The 20,039-nt window shown below is 65.3% G+C and carries 20 protein-coding genes; 3 read left to right on the top strand and 17 right to left on the bottom strand.

The annotated features are described in order from the left end of the window. Positions 1–274 precede the first annotated feature (274 nt). The 6 genes from C7449_RS17455 to C7449_RS17430 form a co-directional block, all read right to left on the bottom strand. Positions 275–1,267 carry an ABC transporter substrate-binding protein gene (locus tag C7449_RS17455; protein ID WP_108004178.1) on the bottom strand — a complete coding sequence of 331 codons (993 nt, stop codon included), beginning with the start codon at positions 1,265–1,267 and terminating at the stop codon, positions 275–277. 25 nt (positions 1,268–1,292) lie between these two features. Continuing rightward, on the bottom strand, positions 1,293–2,162 hold the full coding sequence (locus C7449_RS17450) for an ABC transporter permease (protein WP_108004177.1): 870 nt from the start codon (positions 2,160–2,162) through the stop codon (positions 1,293–1,295). Then, a complete protein-coding gene (locus C7449_RS17445; RefSeq protein ID WP_108004176.1) occupies positions 2,159–3,043 on the bottom strand; it encodes an ABC transporter permease in 885 nt (294 codons plus the stop codon). Before C7449_RS17445 ends, C7449_RS17450 begins: the two co-directional genes overlap by 4 nt. Before the next feature lie 4 nt (positions 3,044–3,047). Beyond that, complete coding sequence (locus tag C7449_RS17440; RefSeq protein ID WP_108004175.1) at positions 3,048–3,383, bottom strand: hypothetical protein; 336 nt, start codon at positions 3,381–3,383, stop codon at positions 3,048–3,050. Then, entirely contained in the window at positions 3,380–3,832 is a 453-nt protein-coding gene (locus C7449_RS17435; RefSeq protein ID WP_245414432.1) for an endonuclease domain-containing protein, read from the bottom strand. Before C7449_RS17435 ends, C7449_RS17440 begins: the two co-directional genes overlap by 4 nt. Before the next feature lie 208 nt (positions 3,833–4,040). Continuing rightward, on the bottom strand, positions 4,041–4,838 hold the full coding sequence (locus tag C7449_RS17430) for an ABC transporter ATP-binding protein (RefSeq protein WP_108004245.1): 798 nt from the start codon (positions 4,836–4,838) through the stop codon (positions 4,041–4,043). A gap of 125 nt (positions 4,839–4,963) precedes the next feature. Here C7449_RS17430 and C7449_RS17425 point away from each other — a divergent pair, with 125 nt between their 5' ends. Beyond that, positions 4,964–5,389 carry a cupin domain-containing protein gene (locus C7449_RS17425; RefSeq protein WP_170115926.1) on the top strand — a complete coding sequence of 142 codons (426 nt, stop codon included), beginning with the start codon at positions 4,964–4,966 and terminating at the stop codon, positions 5,387–5,389. A 215-nt stretch (positions 5,390–5,604) separates the two neighbouring features. Here C7449_RS17425 and hydA read toward each other — a convergent pair whose 3' ends face one another. From hydA to C7449_RS17405, 4 genes are read right to left on the bottom strand one after another with little or no spacing between them, the layout of a single operon-like run. After that, positions 5,605–7,059: a dihydropyrimidinase gene (gene hydA, locus C7449_RS17420; protein WP_108004172.1), complete on the bottom strand. Its 1,455-nt coding sequence runs from the start codon at positions 7,057–7,059 to the stop codon at positions 5,605–5,607. An 11-nt stretch (positions 7,060–7,070) separates the two neighbouring features. Next, positions 7,071–7,436, bottom strand: coding sequence for a type II toxin-antitoxin system PemK/MazF family toxin (locus C7449_RS17415; RefSeq protein ID WP_170115925.1), 366 nt, complete (start codon positions 7,434–7,436; stop codon positions 7,071–7,073). Beyond that, positions 7,433–7,645: an antitoxin MazE-like protein gene (locus tag C7449_RS17410; protein WP_108004170.1), complete on the bottom strand. Its 213-nt coding sequence runs from the start codon at positions 7,643–7,645 to the stop codon at positions 7,433–7,435. Before C7449_RS17410 ends, C7449_RS17415 begins: the two co-directional genes overlap by 4 nt. A gap of 32 nt (positions 7,646–7,677) precedes the next feature. Beyond that, the gene (locus C7449_RS17405) at positions 7,678–8,928 is read right to left on the bottom strand and encodes a Zn-dependent hydrolase (protein ID WP_108004169.1); all 1,251 of its coding nucleotides are present in this window, start codon (positions 8,926–8,928) and stop codon (positions 7,678–7,680) included. Between the two features lie 280 nt (positions 8,929–9,208). Between C7449_RS17405 and C7449_RS17400 the strand changes: the two genes are divergently transcribed. After that, complete coding sequence (locus C7449_RS17400) at positions 9,209–9,859, top strand: TetR family transcriptional regulator C-terminal domain-containing protein (protein ID WP_108004168.1); 651 nt, start codon at positions 9,209–9,211, stop codon at positions 9,857–9,859. 16 nt (positions 9,860–9,875) lie between these two features. On the opposite strand, the gene C7449_RS17395 is transcribed toward C7449_RS17400, so the two are convergent. From C7449_RS17395 to C7449_RS17370, 6 genes are all read right to left on the bottom strand, one after another. Then, a complete protein-coding gene (locus C7449_RS17395; RefSeq protein ID WP_170115924.1) occupies positions 9,876–11,294 on the bottom strand; it encodes a GGDEF domain-containing protein in 1,419 nt (472 codons plus the stop codon). Between the two features lie 119 nt (positions 11,295–11,413). Further along, positions 11,414–12,352, bottom strand: coding sequence for a DMT family transporter (locus C7449_RS17390; RefSeq protein ID WP_245414431.1), 939 nt, complete (start codon positions 12,350–12,352; stop codon positions 11,414–11,416). Between the two features lie 322 nt (positions 12,353–12,674). Further along, the gene (locus tag C7449_RS17385; protein WP_170115923.1) at positions 12,675–14,249 is read right to left on the bottom strand and encodes a winged helix-turn-helix domain-containing tetratricopeptide repeat protein; all 1,575 of its coding nucleotides are present in this window, start codon (positions 14,247–14,249) and stop codon (positions 12,675–12,677) included. A gap of 94 nt (positions 14,250–14,343) precedes the next feature. Continuing rightward, positions 14,344–14,562 carry a hypothetical protein gene (locus tag C7449_RS21605; RefSeq protein WP_146165098.1) on the bottom strand — a complete coding sequence of 73 codons (219 nt, stop codon included), beginning with the start codon at positions 14,560–14,562 and terminating at the stop codon, positions 14,344–14,346. A 354-nt stretch (positions 14,563–14,916) separates the two neighbouring features. Next, on the bottom strand, positions 14,917–16,230 hold the full coding sequence (gene preA, locus C7449_RS17375; RefSeq protein ID WP_108004164.1) for an NAD-dependent dihydropyrimidine dehydrogenase subunit PreA: 1,314 nt from the start codon (positions 16,228–16,230) through the stop codon (positions 14,917–14,919). A gap of 14 nt (positions 16,231–16,244) precedes the next feature. Further along, entirely contained in the window at positions 16,245–17,606 is a 1,362-nt protein-coding gene (locus C7449_RS17370) for an NAD(P)-dependent oxidoreductase (protein WP_108004163.1), read from the bottom strand. A gap of 257 nt (positions 17,607–17,863) precedes the next feature. Between C7449_RS17370 and C7449_RS17365 the strand changes: the two genes are divergently transcribed. Next, positions 17,864–18,817, top strand: coding sequence for a sugar-binding transcriptional regulator (locus tag C7449_RS17365; protein WP_108004162.1), 954 nt, complete (start codon positions 17,864–17,866; stop codon positions 18,815–18,817). Positions 18,818–18,883: 66 nt separating this feature from the next. On the opposite strand, the gene C7449_RS17360 is transcribed toward C7449_RS17365, so the two are convergent. Beyond that, positions 18,884–19,888: an HAD family hydrolase gene (locus C7449_RS17360; RefSeq protein WP_108004161.1), complete on the bottom strand. Its 1,005-nt coding sequence runs from the start codon at positions 19,886–19,888 to the stop codon at positions 18,884–18,886. Between the last annotated feature and the right edge of the window lie 151 nt (positions 19,889–20,039).

Genomic DNA, 20,039 nt, shown 5'->3' with positions numbered 1-20,039 from the left:
TTGTGCTTTCCAGACGTGTAGTATCTTGGGGCTGGACGCGCATTCTCGCCGTCCCAACGGGCCTATGTATCAGCCCCGCTCCAAGCTGCGCGACTATGTAATGGGATGGCCCGCACCGCACAAGGTCCATTCAAACTGACATCTTATTATATTACGGCCGGGTTGTCGCCGTGCAACAGAAGGGCCGTTCCATCAGCCGGCCGATGCGGCAAGGCGGAAATGAAAACGCGCGGCCCTTGGTTCGCCGCGCGTTCTCGGGCCGGTGTGGAGCGACCTATTTCAGCGCTTCGTCGCTGATCTCGTGCGTCCAGGCACCTTCAGGCTCCTTCGAGATGACCGGATCCGAGCCGCCCGCCAGCAGCGAAGCGACGGTGCGCTTGTAGTCGGCCTCTTCGAGCGCGCCGTTCGAGCCGGCGGTGAGCTTGGCGACCTCGCCCATCATGAACTTCTGGTGCGCCTCGGTCTGCGCGCCGGTCGCATCGTTTTCAAGGACGATCTCGGCAGCGGCATCCGGGTTCTCCTCGGCCCACTTCCAGCCCTTCATCGAGGCGCGGACGAACTTGACCATCCTTTCCTTGAAGGCCGGGTCCTTCAGCTTGTCCTCCAGCACGTAGAGGCCGTCTTCCAGCGTCGCGACACCCTGGTCCTCGTACTTGAAGGTGACGAGGTCCTCCGGCTTGATGCCGGCGTCGAGAACCTGACCGTATTCGTTGTAGGTCATGGTCGAGATGCAGGCGGCCTGCTTCTGGATCAAGGGATCGACGTTGAAGCCCTGCTTCAGCACGGTGACGCCGTCCGGCCCGCCATCGGTCGGGATCTTCAGGTGGGCCATCCAGGACAGGAACGGATATTCGTTGCCGAAGAACCAGACGCCGAGCGTCTTGCCCTTGAAGTCCTCGGGTCCCTTGACGCCGGATTCCTTCAGGCAGGTCAGCATCATGCCGGACTGCTTGAACGGCTGGGCGATGTTGACGAGCGGCACGCCCTTTTCGCGGGTGGCAAGCGCCGACGGCATCCAGTCGACGATGACGTCGGCGCCGCCGCCGGCGATCACCTGGGCGGGCGCGATGTCGGGGCCGCCCGGCTTGATCTCGACGTCGAGACCTTCCTCGTCGTAGAAGCCCTTGTCCTTGGCGACGTAGTAACCGGCAAACTGGGCCTGCGTGACCCACTTCAACTGGAGCGTGACCTTGTCGGCGGCCCCGGCCTGGAAGGCGGCAAGCGAGAAGGCACTTGCCAAAAGCAGCGATGCAATCGTTCTTTTCATAGCGGTTCCCTCATTATTTTCATTATTACGCCTGCCCACCGCGGACAGACGGATGCCAGAAGGTGACGGCACGCTCGACAAGCGCGACCGCCCCGTAGAAGAACGAGCCGGCGAGCGCGGCGACCGCGATCTCGGCCCAGACCATGTCGACATTCATGCGGCCCACTTCCGTGGAAATCCGGAAACCCATGCCGACAATGGGCGTTCCGAAGAACTCGGCGACGATGGCGCCGATCAGCGCCAGGGTGGAGTTGATCTTGAGGGCATTGAAGATGAAAGGCCAGGCGGCGGGAAGGCGCAACTTGACCAACGTCTGCCACCAGCTGGCGGCATAGGTGCGCATCAGGTCGCGCTCCATGTGGCTGGTCGCGGCAAGGCCGGCGACCGTGTTCACCAGCATCGGGAAGAAGGTCATGATCACGACGACGGCGACCTTCGACTGCCAGTCAAAGCCGAACCACATGACCATGATCGGCGCGACGCCGATCACCGGCAGCGCCGAGACGAAATTGCCAAGCGGCAGCAGCCCCTTCTGCAGGAAGGGCGAGCGGTCGATCAGGATCGCGACGACGAAGCCGAGGCCGCAGCCGAGCGCGTAGCCGGTGATCACCGATTTCAGGAAAGTCTGCCGGAAGTCCGCCCAGAGGGTCGGGATCGAGTTGACCAGCCGCGACCAGATGGCACTCGGCGCCGGCAGCAGCACTGAGGGAACATCGAAGCCGCGCACGATGCCTTCCCACAGCACCAGGATGGTGATGCCGAAAAGCAGCGGCACGGCGAGGCGCGCCGTCCGCTGGGCGAAGGGGCTCTGGAAATGATGGCGCACCAGCCATTCGTTGAGCGCCCAGGCGGCGAGCCAGAAGGTGAGGGCGGAGAAAAGCGGGGCGGCGTTCATGCGCGCTCTCCCATGCGCTTGAGCACGGCTGTGTGCGCGATGCCGACGATGATGACGAGAAGGGCGGCTACGGCCGCCGCCATGAACAGCGCCGCCCAGATCTGCACCGTCTGGCCGTAGTACGACCCGGCGAGCAGCCGCGCGCCCAGGCCAGCGACGGCGCCGGTCGGCAATTCGCCGACGATCGCGCCGACCAGCGAGATGGCGACGGCGACCTTCAGCGAGGTGAAGAGATAGGGCATCGAGGCGGGCCAGCGCAGCTTCCAGAAGGTCTGCGCAGGCGAAGCGCTATAGGTGTGCATCAGATCCAGCTGGATCTGTTCGGGACTGCGCAGGCCCTTCACCATGCCGACGACAACCGGGAAGAAGCTGAGATAGGTCGAGATCAGCGCCTTAGGCAGCAGGCCGGAGAGGCCGACCGCGTTGAGCACGACGATGATCATTGGCGCGATGGCGAGGATCGGGATGGTCTGGCTGGCGATCACCCAAGGCATCAGCGAGCGGTCCATCGCCCGGTTGTGGACGATGCCGATCGCCAGCAGGATGCCGAGCACCGTGCCCATGGCAAAGCCGAGCAGCGTCGCCGACAGCGTCACCCAGGCATGGTAGACGAGGCTGCGCTTGGAGGTGATCGGCTTGTCGACGGTGGTTTCCCAGAGTTCGGCCACGACCTGATGCGGCGCCGGCAGCACCGGACGATCCTGTGCCATGGTTTTCGGCAGCAGCTCCGAGAACGTGATCGTCGTGCCGTTGCGCGCGGCGTTGTCGCGTTCGAAGGGGGCGTTGAGGACGGCGGCGGCGACATACCAGAGCGCGATGATGGCCAGTACGATCGTGCCGATGGGAAGTAGCCGGTCCGTGAGAAAACTTTGCTTCTCCATGCGATCAGCTCCGATCCGCCGCGGGCAGCAGCATCAGCCCCATGGCCAGCACGCCGAGGCCTACGCCGGCGAGCTGGGTGTTGCTGAGCCGCTCGCCGAACACGACGAAGGCGATGACGTTGATCAGCAGCAGCTGCGCGATCGCCGACGCCGAGATCGCCAGCCCGAGCCCGCCCTCGCGCATCAGCCGCACCATCATCAGGTTGCCGACGCAATAGAGGAACAGCGAGAAGACGAGCATCAGGACATTGCTGTTCGACACATAGGCGCGCGACGCGGTGGCTGCGGAAAGGAACACGGCCATGGAGCCGGCCAGCCAGAGGAGGAACTGCGGGTTCATGGGCGGGCCTCGGGCAACAGATGAGCGGCAATGGCGCGCTCGACGGTCAGGAACACATGATCCGGCCCGTCGAGTACTTGGAGGTTGTCGAAACGAAGCACGGTGAAGCCTTGGCTTCTTAGAAAGGCGTCGCGGTTGCGATCATGCCGACGACCACCTGCGGTCTCGTGGCTGTCGCCGTCCACTTCGACGATGATGCGGGCTGATAGCCAGGCGAAGTCGGCTATGTAGGGGCCGATGGGCGTTTCACGGCGGAAGTGGGCGCCGCGTGGACGAAAGTCGCGCAGCAGGTTCCACATTGCAGCCTCGGCTTTGGTCATCTCGCGGCGCAGGCTCTTTGCCCTGGTTCGGGTTTTTGGGTCGATGTTGGAGTGGGGCACGACGCTTCTCCTTCGATGCGGCGCTCCAGTTTGTAGCCAGGAAAACCCCTCCCGGTTCGCTTCGCTCACCACCCTCCCCACAAGGGGGAGGGAGGCCCCCGCGGCGCCCGCTCCGCCATGCCGCCGACGTCCTCCCCGTTGGACTGTCCACGATGATGCTGGTGCCGCAGGCGTCCGAATTCGGTCCGGGAACCTCTCCGGCGGGGCGGCAGGCACTGCCAAGCCCCTCCCCCTTGTGGGGAGGGGTTGGGGAGGGGGCTTAATCTCCGCGCCCACGTCACACCTCATAGCTGTGCCCCGCACGCAAACCTTCGCGGACGCGATGAGCAATCGCCAGGAATTCCGGCGTCTCGCGGATGTCGAGCGGGCGCTCCTTCGGCAGCGTCGACTCGATGATGTCGGTGACCCGGCCGGGGCGCGGGCTCATGACGACGATCCGGGTGGAGAGATAGACGGCCTCGGGGATCGAGTGGGTGACGAAGCAGATCGTCTTGTTGGTCCGGGCCCAGAGCTGCAGCAGCGCTTCGTTGAGATGATCGCGGACGATCTCGTCGAGCGCGCCGAACGGCTCGTCCATCAGGAGCAGGTCGGCGTCGAAGGCCAGCGCGCGGGCGATCGAGGCGCGCTGCTGCATGCCGCCCGACAGCTGCCAGGGATACTTGCGGCCGAAGCCGGTGAGATTGACGAGGTCGAGCGTGCGGGCGATGCGCTCCTTCTGGGCGGCCGCCGAATAGCCCATGATCTCCAGCGGCAGGGCGATGTTCTTTTCGATCGTGCGCCAGGGATAGAGGGCGGCGGCCTGGAAGACATAGCCGTAGGCGCGCTTGTGGCGGGCCTCTTCGGCCGACATGCCGTTGACGGTGATCGTGCCCGAGGTCGGCTTCTCCAGATCGGCGATGACGCGCAGGAAGGTGGTCTTGCCGCAGCCGGAGGGGCCGATGAAGGAGACGAAATCGCCCTTGTCGACGGTGAGGTTGACGTCGGAAAGTGCGTTGACCGGCCCGTCGGCGGTCTCGAAGGTGAGGCCGAGATTCGTCGCGCAGACAACGGACGATGAGGCGGCATTGCGGTTCATTTCCGTGCCCTCGATGGCGCTGGCGGAACCAGACTGCATGCCTGTCGGGCGCATTGCAATCGGCATTGTCTTCATGGTGAGATCGGACACGGGAATGCTCACACTCGATGGTTGGAGGAAGGGCGATGGAACGGAATGAAAGGGCGACCTGCCGCGTCGTCCGGCCGAGCGGCAGCTATGACGGCCGGCAGGGGCTGTCGTATTTCGAGGGAATCGCGCGCGAGACGGTCGGTTCGACCGGCATCTGCATGCACCTCCTGACGATTCCGCCCGGCGCACGCGCCAAGGCGCACCTGCACGAAAGCCACGAAACGGCGATCTACGTGCTCTCCGGCGAGGCGCACACCTGGTACGGCGAGCGGCTGCAAGAGCACGTCGTCGTCAGGGCAGGCGAGATGTTCTACATTCCGGCCGGCGTGCCGCACCTGCCGGCCAACCTCTCCGACGCGCCCTGTTCGGCGGTGATCGCCCGGACCGATCCGCACGAGCAGGAAAGCGTCGTGCTGCTGCCGGAGCTGGATGGGCTGGTGCCGGACAAGGCGGAATCCTGACAGGCCTTTGCTGACTTCAGGCTGTTGGACAGGCGGCATAAGGCGAAGCCGGCGGCATCGTCGGGCCCGAATTCCCCCTCTGCCCTGCCGGGCATCTCCCCCACACGGGGGGAGAAGACTCGGGGCGGCGGCGTCGCGGTCTGGCCCGTCCCTCTTCCTGGAAGGGGGTGGGGAGGGGAATTGCCCGGCGATAAAGGCAGACCGCGTAGACCGCATCACACCCCGCTTGCCGGAATGCCGCTGCGCTGGACCTTGCGGGGTGCTGTGACCTCCTTCCAGGTCGACAGCGCCGTCGCCACCGCCGGGAACGGATCGCGGCGGACGAACTCGCCGTGGCCCTCCTGCGTCTTGACGGTCGACTCCTCGATCGCCACGACACCGCGGGTCAGGGTGAAGCGCGGCAGGCCCGTCACCTCCTTGCCCTCGAAGACGTTGTAGTCGATCGCCGATTGCTGGGTCTTGGCCGAGATGGTCTTCGACCGCTTCGGATCCCAGACGACGATGTCGGCATCGGCGCCGACGAGGATGGCGCCCTTCTTCGGGTAGATGTTGAGGATCTTGGCAATGTTCGTCGAAGTGACGGCAACGAACTCGTTCATCGTCAGCCGGCCGGTGGTGACGCCGTGGGTCCAGAGCATCGGCATGCGGTCCTCAAGCCCGCCGGTGCCGTTCGGGATCTTGGTGAAATCGTCGACGCCGAAACGCTTCTGCTTTGTCGTGAAGGCGCAGTGGTCGGTGGCGACCACCTGCAACGAGCCGGAGGCGAGCCCGGCCCAGAGCGAGTCCTGGTGCTGCTTGTTGCGGAAGGGCGGCGACATGACGCGGCGGGCGGCATGGTCCCAGTCCTTGTTGAAGTATTCGCTCTCGTCGAGCGTCAGGTGCTGGATCAGCGGCTCACCGTAGACGCGCATGCCCTTCTGGCGGGCGCGGCGGATCGCCTCGTGCGCCTGCTCGCAGGAGGTATGGACGATGTAGACCGGGCAGCCGGCCATGTCGGCGATCATGATGGCGCGGTTGGTCGCCTCGCCCTCCACCTCGGCGGGGCGCGAATAGGCGTGCGCCTCCGGGCCGTTGTTGCCGGCGGCGAGCAGCTTGGCCTGCATCTGCGCCACGACGTCGCCGTTCTCGGCGTGGACGAGCGGCAGGGCGCCGAGTGCCGCGCAGCGCTGGAAGGAGGAGAACATCTCGTCGTCGTCCACCATCAGGGCGCCCTTGTAGGCCATGAAGTGCTTGAAGGTGTTGATGCCCTTGTCCTTGACGACGGTCTCCATCTCGTTGAAGACCTGCTCGCTCCACCAGGTGATCGCCATGTGGAAGGAGTAGTCGCAGTTGGCCCGGGTCGACTTGTTGTCCCACATCTGCAGCGCCTCCAGCATCGACTGGCCGGGCGAGGGGAGCGCGAAATCGACGACCATCGTGGTGCCGCCGGAAAGGGCTGCGCGCGTGCCGCTCTCGAAATCGTCGGAGGAGTAGGTGCCCATGAAGGGCATTTCCAAGTGGGTGTGCGGGTCGATGCCGCCCGGCATCACGTAGCAGCCGGACGCGTCCAGCACCTCGTCGCCGGAAAGGTTCGGACCGATCTCGACGATCCTGCCGCCATCGATCTTGACGTCCGCCTTGTAGGTCAGGTCGGCGGTGACGACGGTACCGCCCTTGATGACTGTGGTCATGACTGCTCCCGTTATCCTTCTGGTTTCTCTGGTATGGTCGCCATGTGCGCCAGCCCGACCACGTACACCAGGGCTGCCTCCAGCCTCGTCATGTCGTGGATCGCGAGGCGGCCGACGCGCTGCGCGATGACCTCTTTCCTGATCGGTGTGATCTTTTCGACCATCACCTGGGATAATTGCTGTAGCCCTTTCTCCGCGCTGGGTTGGACAGGCGGCCGGAGAAGCGGAGCATCGAGCAGGTGGGTCGTGAAGGGACAGGCAAGCGCTGTCGTGTAGGTGGTCAGCAATTCGTCGGCTTGAAGAATGACGGCTGGCCGCGGCTTGCCGAGTTCGCCGGGAAAAGCAGCTATGACCACGTCCCCCCGGCTCAGCTTCACGGCTTGTCCCACTCCGTCGGACCGACGGCTGCGATCCAGCCTCCGATGTCGTCTTCCGCGTCGGCTTCCGCGATCCGCCGCGCCTCCAGTTCAACTCGCTTCCGGAACGTCTCGCTCGTCAGGTCCGGCACCCAGATCTCGACCGGCCTGTATCCCTGACGGATGAGTTCAGCACGTTCTTCCGGTGATATTTCCCTCGGGCGCCCCATGTAACTATCCCAGTTTGCTCGGCTGCAGCACTCTACTCCACAATCCCCGCCGTCTCTATTACCGCGTGGAGGAGCACGTCGGCGCCGGCGCTGGCCCAGTCCTTTGAGATCTCCTCGGCCTCGTTGTGCGAAAGGCCGCCGACGCAGGGGCAGAAGATCATGGTCGTGGGCGCCACCTTCGCGGCCCAGCAGGCGTCGTGGCCGGCGCCGGAGACGATGTCCATGTGGCTGTAGCCGAGATCCTCGGCGGCCTTGCGCACAGTGGCGACGAGCTTCGGGTCGAAGGCGACGGGAGCGTAGTGGCCGACCGCCTCGATCGAACAGCCGACGCCCAACGCCTCGCAGATCTTCGGCGCCTCGGCCTCGATCCTGGCCCGCATGCCGTCGAGCTTCGCCTTGTCCGGCGAGCGGATATCGACGGTGAAGACTACCTTGCCGGGCAGGACGTTTCGCGAATTGGGCGTGAAGAACACCTGGCCGACGCCGCCGACCGCGCCCGGCTGGTTGTCCATCGCCACCGCCTGCACCATCTCGATGATACGCGACATGGCCAGGCCGGCATTGACGCGATGGGCCATCGGCGTGGAGCCGGTGTGCGCCTCGCGGCCTGTGAGCGTGAACTCGAGCCACCAGAAGCCCTGGCAGTGGGTGACGACGCCGATCTGCTTGTTCTCGATCTCGAGGATCGGGCCCTGCTCGATATGGTACTCGAAATAGGCGTGCATCTTGCGCGCGCCGACCTCTTCGTCACCGACCCAGCCGATGCGCTTCAGCTCGTCGCCGAAGGTCTTGCCGCCCGGGTCCTTGCGCGAATAGGCGTAGTCGAGCGTCAGCGCGCCGGCGAAGACGCCGGAGGCGAGCATGGGAGGGGCGAAGCGCGCGCCTTCCTCGTTCGTCCAGTTGGTAACGACGATCGGGTGCTTCGTCTTGATGCCGAGGTCGTTCATCGAGCGGACGACCTCGAGGCCGGACAGCACCCCGAGCACGCCGTCGAACTTGCCGCCGGTCGGCTGGGTGTCGAGGTGGCTGCCGATGTAAACCGGCAGCGCGTCCGGGTCAGTGCCGGGCCGGGTGAAGAACATCGTGCCCATCTTGTCGACGGCAAGGGTCATGCCCGCCGCCTCGCACCAGCGCTGGAACAGGCTGCGGCCTTCGGCATCGGCGTCGGTCAGGGTCTGGCGATTGTTGCCGCCGGCGACGCCGGGGCCGATCGTCGCCATGTCCATAAGGCTGTCCCACAGGCGGTCGGCATTGACGCGCATGTTCTTGCCGGGTGCGGCCATGTCACTAGCTCCCAATGTTCCCGGCGGACCTCTTGCGAAGACCACCTATGTGTTCCCGCCGGCCAGCGGGCGCGATTTGTTTTTGTGCGCCTCCGAACGGCGGTTGCGTTTGATCCGCAAGTCGCCGATAATTTGACCGGTTGGTAAACACTACAGCTTCCATGGCGGCACTCAAGTCGAAAAATTGAAAAACCGCCGGCTTCGCCCGGAAATTATGGTGGCGGGCTAAACTGATGATTTTGGCCGCGGTTTTACGTCGGCCGGAAGGCGAAGGGAAGAGATGGTTCCACCGAGAGCAGCAAGGACGCAGCGACGCACGCGGATCCAGGAGCAAAAGGAAGAGCGCATCCTGGAAGCGGCGCTCGAAGTGTTTTCGCTGCACGGTTATCGCGGCGCCACGGTCGACCAGATCGCCGAGGTCGCCGGCATGTCGAAGCCCAACCTGCTCTATTATTTCCGCACCAAGGAGGCGATGCATCGCGCGCTGATCACACGCGTGCTCGACACCTGGCTCGACCCGCTGCGCGAGTTCGACGCGGAGGGAAACCCGGTGGCGGAGTTCCGCAGCTACATCCGCCGCAAGCTGGAAATGGCGCGGGATTTTCCCCGCGAGAGCCGGCTCTTTGCCAACGAGGTGCTGCGCGGGGCGCCGAACATCGAGGACGAACTGAAGGGGCCGCTCAAGGCGCTGGTCGACGAGAAGGCGGCGGTGATCCGCGCCTGGGCCAAGGCCGGCAAGATCGTCGCCTGCGATCCCTACCACCTGATCTTCTCGATCTGGTCGACGACGCAGCATTACGCCGATTTCGACGTGCAGGTGCGTGCGGTGCTGGGGGAGGAGAAGGCGGATGAAAGCCGCTTCGACGATGCCGCCCGCTTCCTGGAGCAGCTTTTCATCGGCGGCCTGCAGATCCGGGATCAGGGGTCCTGAGCCCGATGGGTCTCGTTCAGCCGCGGTAGGCGACGATCCGGTTGCGGCCCTCGGCTTTCGCCCGGTAAAGGGCGGCATCGGCGCGCGCCAGCAGGGCATCCAGCGAAGGGGCGGCAGGTGCGGCATGGAAAGTGAGCCCGCCGCTCACGGTAATCGGGATCCGGTGCCCACTGCCGAGATCGACCTGACGTTCCTCCACCGACCGACGGATGTGTTCGGCAATGGCCATGGCCTCGTCGCGCGTTGTGCGCGGAAAGAAGACGGCGAATTCCTCGCCCCCCAGCCGGCCGAACAGGTCGTCCTTGCGGAGCGCCCGGCTCACCGAATCGGCGAAGGCGACCAGTGCCGCGTCCCCGCCAGCATGTCCATGGCGGTCGTTGACCGACTTGAACCGATCCACGTCGAGCATCAGGACGGCTGCGCTGCCGGGTGTTCCCAGCAGTCGTTCGCTTCGTTCGATGAACGCGCTGCGGGCGAGGGCACGGGTCAGCGCATCGTGATCGACCGAGTCCTGCAGGCGCTTCAGGAGCTCGTTGCGCGTGGCGGTGACGCTGGCCACGGTGAGTGGCGCCAGTGCGATCAAGGCAAGCGCCAGTCGGATCGACTTGCCCCATGTCAGCAGGTCTATGTCGGGGGGTAGCGTCGCGAAGGATCCGGTGACGATCACCATGCCCCACATGCTGAAGACGAGCGTCAGCGCCGCGGTGACAAACAGCGGGTAACTGACCGCGCACCACAACAGCGCCGGAACCGGAAAGGCGAACGAGCCCGGTCCCTCCATCAGGTTGCCAAGCAGGATGCAGACGGCAAGCGCTGCGGCCGGCTTCCAGTCGCGTCCGTCTGCGGCTGTGGCCAAGGCTCGCGTGGTCCAGGGGATGTCGCGCAACCGGGGCGCGGTCAGGATAACCGGCAGGACGACGATGGCGTTGGCCAGTTCGGTGCCGAACCAGTATTCCACGCCGGTCGCAAAGTCCCGGTTGAAGACGAGGCGTGCCGCGCCGGCGCCGATGAAGGCACTCGCGGCCGCGGCGCAGCAGCAGACGGCGAAGAGGAGCATGATCGATTGCGGCCAGCGCAGGCGCTGGTGATCCTCGGACAGGCGGCGGAACAGCAGATAGCCGACCGCTGCCTCGGCGAGATTGGCGCAGGTCATCCAAAGGGTCAGGCCGAGTGCCCCGCCCGTCACGAGATCGGCCGCCACGTAGCCGGCGAAGGCGCCGGACCAGCCCGCAGATGAAGCCAGGTGCGGACTGCGGATCATCATGCCGAGCAAGATGGCGTTTGCGGGCCAGAACGCCGCCAGGAAACCGACGGGGCGGGTCAGGATGCCGAACAGCCCTGCGCAAAAGATGACGCCGGCAACAAGCGACGCAGTGCGTGCTGCGCGTCCCCAACGCGCGGGCAGGTCCGCTACGGACCGGCTGTCGTCAGTCATCTCGAGCCCCTCGTTACCGTGCCCCGACCCCAGGGCCGCGAGCGCCCTGCTTTGACACCCCGGCATGAACTTTTTCTGAACGGCGGGTCAGCTTCGGCATCCATTCGCAGTGCGTGTCGTCAGTCCGGCAAGCGCGCCATGGCGACAAGGCCGCAGGCGGTGACAATGGCGCCGGCGAGGACGGACGCTGGGGGCCAGCCGTGGCCAAGCAAGCCTTCAAGCAGGATGATGAAGCTCGGGGTGAGATAGCCGTATCCCAGCACCTTCGGCGCCGGCAGCCGCATCGAGGCGAATTGCAGCAGCAGGAATGTGATCGCGGTGGTGACGACGGCGAGATAGGCGACCGCCACATAGACGGACAGCGGCAATGCGGTGAAATCGGTCGCCGCAAGCTCGCGTGCGCCGATCGGGAGCAGGCAGAGTGCCGAAGCGACGGTAACCCAGAAGCCGAAGGCCACCGGGTTCTCGCCGCGGTCGAACTTGCGGATCAGCGGTACGTAGGCTGCGTGCGCGGTAACGCCGGTGAAGAAGATGATTTCGCCCCGTCCGATGTCGAAGGACAGGATCGCCTCGACATTGCCGCGGAAGATCACCCAGATGGCGCCGACGGCGGCAATCATCAGCGCAGTCAGCACGCCCGAGCGCGTGCGCTGGCCGACGAACAGGAGTGCGAAGCCGGCGCTCAGGAGCGGCATCAGCGTGAAGACGGCGCCGGTGGAGACCGGATCGGTGAATTCGAGCGCCGTGAACATCGTCAGCATGTAGAAGGCGATCAGCCCGCCAAGGATCAGGAATCGCCATGGCTGGACGGGGCGGACGAGCGGCGCCCGAAACATGCCGAGGGCAAGCACCGCCATCACCAGCACGGTCAGCAGGTAGCGCCACAGCGTCAGCGGGGCGGCATCCATATGCTGGGCCGCAAGCCCGCCGAACGAAAAGGAGCCGGCGATCAGGGCGGAAAACAGCAACATGGCCAGATGGCCGAGCAGCCGCTCCCTGCGCATGACGGTCGGGCTTGCGGTGGCGGCTGCGCCGATGCGATGCGTCTTCTGATTCACAAATATGCTTCCGGTTGATGCGGTCCATCCGCTTTAGCATGGCGCAGCACCGGCGTCAGGTGTGCGCCGGGATTGCCGAGGAGAGGATAGCTGGCCTGATGGCAAGCAGCCGAAGGGCCGGGTGCGACGCGAGGCGATCGCCGAGGTCGGTCTATCTCCGTGAATGGCGGCCCGGCGCCGTAGGCACCGATGCGTTTCGCGCCTGGAGACAGTTCATCGCAGTGTGGGCGGGAAGGCGGGCGCGCGTCGAGCGCAAATCCAGGCATTCCCAAAGCAGATCGCGTGAAAACGCATTCCGCGGCGTATTTTCACGCGATCTGCTTTAGCGTTTCTTCGGAAAGGAAGAGCACGGCGCCGACCGCTCCGAGGCGGACACGTCGTCACCGTGAAACCAGTCCAGCGCCAGTTGCACGCCGCGCACGAGATGTTCGACGTCCTCGTCCCGCTCGAACTCGAGTTGCGTCTTGACGACGTCCTCGATCGGCAGGCCGGGGCTGGCTTCGAAAACCTGCCGTATCTGCGCGGCCGCCTTCGTACGCATTCCCAACATCGCATAGCAGGCGGCAAGCCGTACGTCGTGCAAGACGCCGCAACCGGGGATGCAGGCCAGTTCTTCAGCCGCCCTGCGATATTCGCCGGCGGCGTAGAACAGGATCGAGCGATCGTAATGATACCATTGCGGGTGAATCGGGTTCAGGCGGACGGCACGATCCATCCACTCCAGCGCTTCCTCGCCCCGCCCGCGCATTGTCAGCAGGTAGCCCATCTGCATCAGCGTGTCGGCGTCGTAGGGGTTGAGGTCCAGCGATCGGCGCAGATGCTGCTCGGCTGCCGCATGCTCTCGATAGCAAAGAAGGACCATCCCCATGATGCGATGGCATCGGGCCTCCTCCGGAGCCAGCGTCAGCGCCGTTTGTGCCCGGTCCCGGCAGGCCGCCAAAGCCTCGCGTGGCGCCCCGCCGTAACCGGTGATGATGAGATCGGTCAGTGCGAGATAAGCATGAGCAAGCCCGTATCGTTCGTCGAGCGCGATGGCGCGCAGGAAATGCGCACGCGCCCGTTCGTTCACGCCGTCGCCATAGCTGCGCAGCAGCGCGATGCCGCGGGTCAGGTGCTCGAACGCGTCGATGCTCTCAGGTGCCGATGCGGCCGGGCGGTGCAGGACAGCGCCCTCGATATTCGCCACCAGCCGCGAAATGATACGGTAGGCGATGGTCTCGCTCAGCGCGAAAAGGTCGCTGCCGTCGCCGGAAAACGTCTCCCCCCAGAGGCGAAGGCCGTCGCGCGCGTCGCTCAAGGACGCTGCGATGCTCAGGCGCGGACCTAGCCTGCGAACCGATCCTTCCACCACGAATTCGACGCCAAGCGCCTTGCCGATCGTTGCGCCGGCCGTACCCGGCTCGCCGCGATAGGCGAAGGCGGAATTGCGGGCGATCACCGCAACGGTCTTGAAGCGCGCCAGGCCGTTGGTGATCTCTTCGACGATGCCGTCGATGAACAACCCGTCGTTCGAATTGTCGCCCGTATTCTTGAAGGGAAGCACGGCGACCGTCGGCTCCGGCGGGCGATGCAGGGCCGCATCTTGCGCGGTCGCCTGAAGCGAAGCGGCAGGCAACGGCGCCGACGCATCGGGTAAGGCCAGGACATAGCCGCGCCGCGGCACCGTCCGAAGCAGTTGCTGCGCCTCGTTGCCCAGCACCCTCCGGGCGTCGCGAACGCACTGCGTCAGCGAATCCTCTGTCACCGTCACGTCCGGCCAGACGGCGTCGAGCAGCGCATCCTTGGAAAGGACCGTACCGCGATGGCGCGCGAGATGGGAAAGCAGCAGAAAGGTCTTGGGACGGATGGCGACGGGCGTGCCCGAGCGGACCAGCGTGCCGCGGGCGAGGTCGAGCACGCAGTCGCCGAGGTGGAACAGCCGCTGATCGCCACTCTGGTGCGCCGATGGAGATCCTGCCGAATGCCGTCTCCATCGGAACGCCGCAGCGGCGTCAAGTCAAGCGCGCGACCGCGCCAAGGCTGAAGATCGCGCGCCACGACCAGACGCACCGTGCCTTGCTCGGCCTCGCCTCTGCGGCATCGTACGAAAGCATGTCGATGAGATAGCCCATCTCTGTGCCGGGATAGGCGGTGATGCCGGAGGCGATCAGCTCGATCAGTTCGTCGCGGCGCTCGCGATAGGCGGTCCTTTCGTGGCAGTGCGTCATCATGGCGATCACCTCCGATTGAATGAAGGAGAGTCTGCCGCCGTCGAACGCTGAAGTCCGGAACGGAATCTGAAATTTCGCTGAAATCAGCTGCCGGTTCCGCAGCGGGAAGAACGTGGCCTGCGAGGGTGCGCAAGGCGAGCGCCAGAGCCTTTCCGACAAGCCCGCTTCACCTCGCAATGCCTGTCACTTCTGCGGCCGGGGAGAGATGTCTGGGCAGGCGACAGCCCGGCGCCGCCGCGAAGGTGAAACCGGGACTATCGACTGGGGCAGGAACTTTGGAGATCGCATGAAAGGATTTCACGCGATCTCCTCGGGTTTGTGTCGTCTGCCGATACCGAGCACGGTTCGGGAGGCTTACTCCGCGGCCTGGCGGGACATCGGGTTGTTCGGGTGCGTCGTCCAGTTGGCGTAGTTCGGATCGACGGGCTGTCCGGTGCGCTGGTCGAGCACGCCGGCGGCGAGCGGCACCATGGTGATGCAGTTGTCGACCGGGCAGACGTTGACGCAGAGATTGCAGCCGACACATTCGTCTTCCATCACCTCGAAGTGGCGAACGCCGTTCACCATGGCGGTGATCGCCTGGTGCGAGGTGTCCTCGCAGGCGATGTGGCAGCGGCCGCACTTGATGCAGGCGTCCTGGTCGATACGCGCCTTGGCGACGTAGTTGAGGTTGAGGTACTGCCAGTCGGAAACGTTCGGCACGGCACGGCCGGTGATGTCGTCGAGGGTCTTGTGGCCCTTGGCGTCCATCCAGTCGGAAAGCCCGGTGATCATCTCCTCGACGATCTTGAAGCCATAGGTCATGGCGGCGGTGCAGACCTGCACGTTGCCGGCGCCGAGCGCCAAAAACTCGGCCGCGTCGCGCCAGGTGGTCACCCCGCCGATGCCGGAGATCGGCAGTCCATAGGTTTCCGGATCGCGGGCGATCTCGGCCACCATGTTCAGCGCGATCGGCTTGACCGCCGGGCCGCAATAGCCGCCGTGGCTGCCCTTGCCGTCGATCGACGGCTCGGGGGAGAAGGTGTCGAGGTTGACCGAGGTGATCGAGTTGATGGTATTGATCAGCGACACGGCGTCGGTGCCGCCGGCCTTGGCGGCGCGGGCGGGCTTGCGGATGTCGGTGATGTTCGGCGTCAACTTGGTGATGACAGGCATGCGGGTGTACTGCTTGCACCAGCGCACCACCATCTCGATGTATTCCGGCACCTGGCCGACGGCGGAGCCCATGCCGCGCTCGGACATGCCATGCGGACAGCCGAAGTTGAGCTCGATGCCGTCGGCGCCGGTCTCCTCGACGAGCGGCAGGATCGCCTTCCAGGCGTCCTCCTGGCAGGGCACCATGATCGAGGCGATCAGGGCCCGGTCCGGCCAGCTCATCTTCACCTGCTTCATCTCCTGCAGGTTGACCTGCAGCGGACGGTCGGTGATGAGCTCGATGTTGTTGAGGCCGAGGAGCCGGCGGTCAGCGCCCCAGATGGCCCCGTAGCGCGGACCGTTGACGTTGACGACCGGCGGGCCTTCCTCGCCGAGCGTCTTCCAGACCACGCCGCCCCAGCCCGCCTTGAAGGCGCGCTCGACATTGTAGGCCTTGTCGGTCGGCGGGGCGGACGCCAGCCAGAAGGGGTTTGGGGACTTGATGCCGACGAAGGTGTTGCGGAGATCAGCCATGTCTCATTCTCCCTTCAAGCGACGGCAATGGAAGGACGCGCGCTCGACGCGAGCATCCGATTGATGGAATCGGCGGCGTCGCGGCCCTGCGCGACCGAGGTGACCGTCAGGTCCTCGCCGGCCTTGACGCAGTCGCCGCCCGCCCAGACGCGCGGCATCGACGTCCTGCCCTCGGCGTCGATGGCAATGCGCCCGCCCTCGAGCAGCAGGTTGCCGACGGCATCCGGAACAAAGGTCTGGCCGATCGCCTTGAAGACCTGGTCGGCGGCGAGGATGCCGGTCTCGCCGGTGCCGACGAGCCGGCCGTCGCGCATCTCGGTATACTCGACCTCGATGCCGGCGACCCGGTCGTCCCGGTCGATCACGCGCCTCGGCTGCAGCCAGTGGCGGATCATCACGCCCTTGGAGGTGGCGAGGTCTTGCTCGAACTCCGAAGCGTTCATGTGCTCCTTGCCCCTGCGATAGCAGATCGTCACCTCCTCGGCGCCAAGCAGCTTCGCCTGCACGGCGGCGTCGATCGCCGTCATGCCGCCGCCGATCACGACGACGCGACGGCCGATGGCGATGTCGGCCTTGTCCTCGGCCTGGCGGAGGGCTGCGATGAAATCGACGGCGTCCTCGACGCCGGGCAGTTGCTCGCCCTCGACGTTCAGCGCATTGACGCCGGCAAGGCCCATGCCCAGGAATACCGCATCGAAATTGTCGGTAAGTTCGCCGAGCGTAAAGTCGCGGCCGAGCATCTGGCCGTTGCGAACCTCGATGCCGCCGATCGAAAGCACGTAGTCCACCTCGCGCTGGGCGAAGTCGTCGGTCGTCTTGTAGGTGGCGATGCCGTATTCGTTGAGGCCGCCCGGCTTGACGCGCGCGTCGAAGACGACGACGGCATGGCCGTTCATGGCAAGGCGGTGGGCGCAGGCAAGGCCGGCCGGGCCGGCGCCGACCACGGCAACGCGGGCGCCGCTGCGGGCGGCGCGTGCATAAAACTGGATGTTCCGGTCCATTGCGGTATCGGTGGCGTAGCGCTGCAGCCGGCCGATCTCGACCGGGCGCTCCTCGGCGGTGTTGCGCACGCAGGCCTGTTCGCACAGCGTCTCGGTCGGGCAGACGCGGGCGCACATGCCGCCGAGAATGTTCTGGTCGAAGATCGTCTTGGCCGAGCCGACCGGATTGCCCGTCGAGATCTGCCGGATGAACATCGGAATGTCGATGGAGGTCGGACAGGCCGTCATGCACGGCGCGTCGTAGCAGAAGTAGCAGCGGTCCGCGGCGACCAGCGCTTCATGGTGATCCAGCGGCGGATGCAGGTCGGCAAAATTCCTGTCATAGTCGGTCGGCGACAGCCTGCCGGCATGGATCCCGGATGCGTTTGTTCCCATTGTTATCTCCCATTCGCGTGGGCTTTGATTGGTGGAACGGTAACACGCTTTATTTTTTTATCAAACGGTAAAATTTGCACGGGAATGCCGGATTCTCAGGCGTTTGCGCGCGTGAAATCATGAGCGCTTTTGTCATGATTCCGGTGGCGGAGCTTGTTGCGACGCAACGTCATGGTTGCGGCGCAGCGTAGCCGGGCGCGTTTGACAGCGCCGGCGAAATGGTGTCAGCAAATCGATATTCGGGGTATGAGGCGGGCATGGCAAGGCGATCTGAAACAGGCGGCAGGCTGGACGATGCGGCAAGGGCCGGATGGCTCTACTATGTCGCCGGTCGCACCCAGGACGAGATCGCGACGGCCATGGGCATCTCCCGGCAGTCGGCGCAGCGCCTCGTCTCGCTCGCGGTGGCCGAGCGCCTGATCAAGGTGCGGCTCGACCACCCGATCGCCGAATGCCTCGAGCTTGGCCAGATGTTGAAACAGCGCTTCGACCTGCGCCATGTGGACGTGGTGCCGACCGACCCTGCCTCGACCTCGACCACTGTCGGGATCGCGGAAGCGGGGGCTGCGGAAATCGAGCGCTGGCTGAAGCGACCCGAGCCGATCGTGCTCGCGGTCGGCACCGGCCGCACCCTCAAGGCGGCGATCGACCAGCTCCCGAAGATGGAATGTCCGCAGCATCGCATCATGTCGCTGACCGGCAATATCGGGCCGGACGGCTCGGCGGCCTATTACAACGTCATCTTCAGCATGGCCGATGCCGTCAAGGCGCGGCACTTTCCGATGCCGCTGCCGGTTCTCGTCTCGTCGGCCGAGGAGCGCGACCTGCTGCACAGACAGAGCCTGGTGCAGACGACCCTGCAACTGGGGCGGCAAGCGGACGTGGCCTTCGTGGGCATTGGCGAGCTTGGCCCCGATGCGCCGCTCTGCGAGGACGGTTTTCTGGCGCGTGATGAAATGGAACGTCTGATGGGGGAGGGCGCTGCGGGCGAGATCTGCGGCTGGATGTTCGATCGCGCCGGCACCCTGCTTGCCGGCAGCATCAACGAGCGCGTCGCCTCGGCGCCGCTGCCCTCCCGCGACAAGGCGACCGTCATCGGCCTGGCCAAGGGACCGCGCAAGCATCTTGCGATACTCGCCGCGCTGAAGGGACGGCTGATCAACGGCCTGATCACCGACGAGGCGACGGCGCGTTACCTGCTGTCGGCGTAGGCGGCCACGCGGCGGCAGCCCTCGCCGATGCGCGGACTCATCTGTGCGATGCCGCGACTTCCGGGCTCATTCCCACGGGAAGATCGTCTTCCAGTCCGCCTTCATGTCGACGACTGTCCAGCCGTTGTCCGGGGCGATCTCGAGCGCCTGGTCCAGCCGGCCGAACTCGGTCTGGCGATCATAGGCGTATTCGCGCTCGGCGTCGGTATGGTGAACGAGCATGCCGAAGCGCGGCCCGGAGGCCCCCAGCGTGGTCCACTCCAGCATCTGGAGGTCGCCGTCGGAATTGCCGAAGGCTGCGATGGGGCGACGGCCGATCGCCTCGTTGATCCCGACGGGCTTGCCGGCCTTGTCGTCGACGAAGTTCACGTCCGGCAGGCGCAGCAGAATGGGTACGCCATCGCGCATCGAGAATTTGGTCTTGATGGAGGAACCGATCACCTGCTCTGGCGGCACGCCGTAGACCTGTTCCGTCCATGGCCGGAGGAACTCGACACCGCCGCCGGATACGATGAAGGTCTTGAAGCCGTTCGCCCTGAGATAGGCGAGCAGTTCCAGCATCGGCTGGTAGACAAGGTCCGTGTAGGGGCGCTTGAAGCGCGGGTCGCGTGCCGTGGCCAGCCAGTTGGTGACGATCTTCTGGAACTGCTCGACCGTCATTCCGGCGTGCGTCGTCATGATCAGCTCCGCCAGACCTTTCTGGCCGGCGGCCGCCAAGGCCTTCATGTCGCCGTCCAGAGCCGCCTTGAAAGGCTGCTGGTCCTTCCATTCGGGATGCTGCCGGGCCATGAGCTTCACCCGGTCGAGCGCGAAAGCGAGCTGTGTGTACATCGGCTGCTCGACCCACAGCGTGCCGTCATTGTCAAAAACGGCAATGCGTTCGGATTCCGGGACGAAGTCGGCGGTGTTCTGCGTCGTGACCCGTTCGACGAAGGCGACAATGGCCTTCTTTGGCGCGGTGTCGTTCCATGACGGCAGCGGGTCGGATTGGGCAAGCGCGGACGCAGCGAGAACCACCAGCCCCGCCACCGCCAGAGATACGCATCGAAAGACAGAAGCCGCAACGCTCATCCGAAGCCTCCCTTGAGAAGGCCCGCCGCCAGGGTGTTTAAGCGACGGGCCTGTTCAGTTCCCGATCGGCATAAGAATGTTCCCGGACAGACTGCCCGATTGTCTCGCTCGTTCTCCGCCGGTCTCCTGTGTTGACGGGAGGGGCGCGCAT

This window comes from Mycoplana dimorpha (assembly GCF_003046475.1).
In the GTDB taxonomy this organism is placed as follows: Bacteria; Pseudomonadota; Alphaproteobacteria; order Rhizobiales; family Rhizobiaceae; genus Mycoplana; species Mycoplana dimorpha.
Note: the sequence above shows the minus strand (reverse complement) of the source record. Positions and strands in the feature narration are given on the sequence as shown.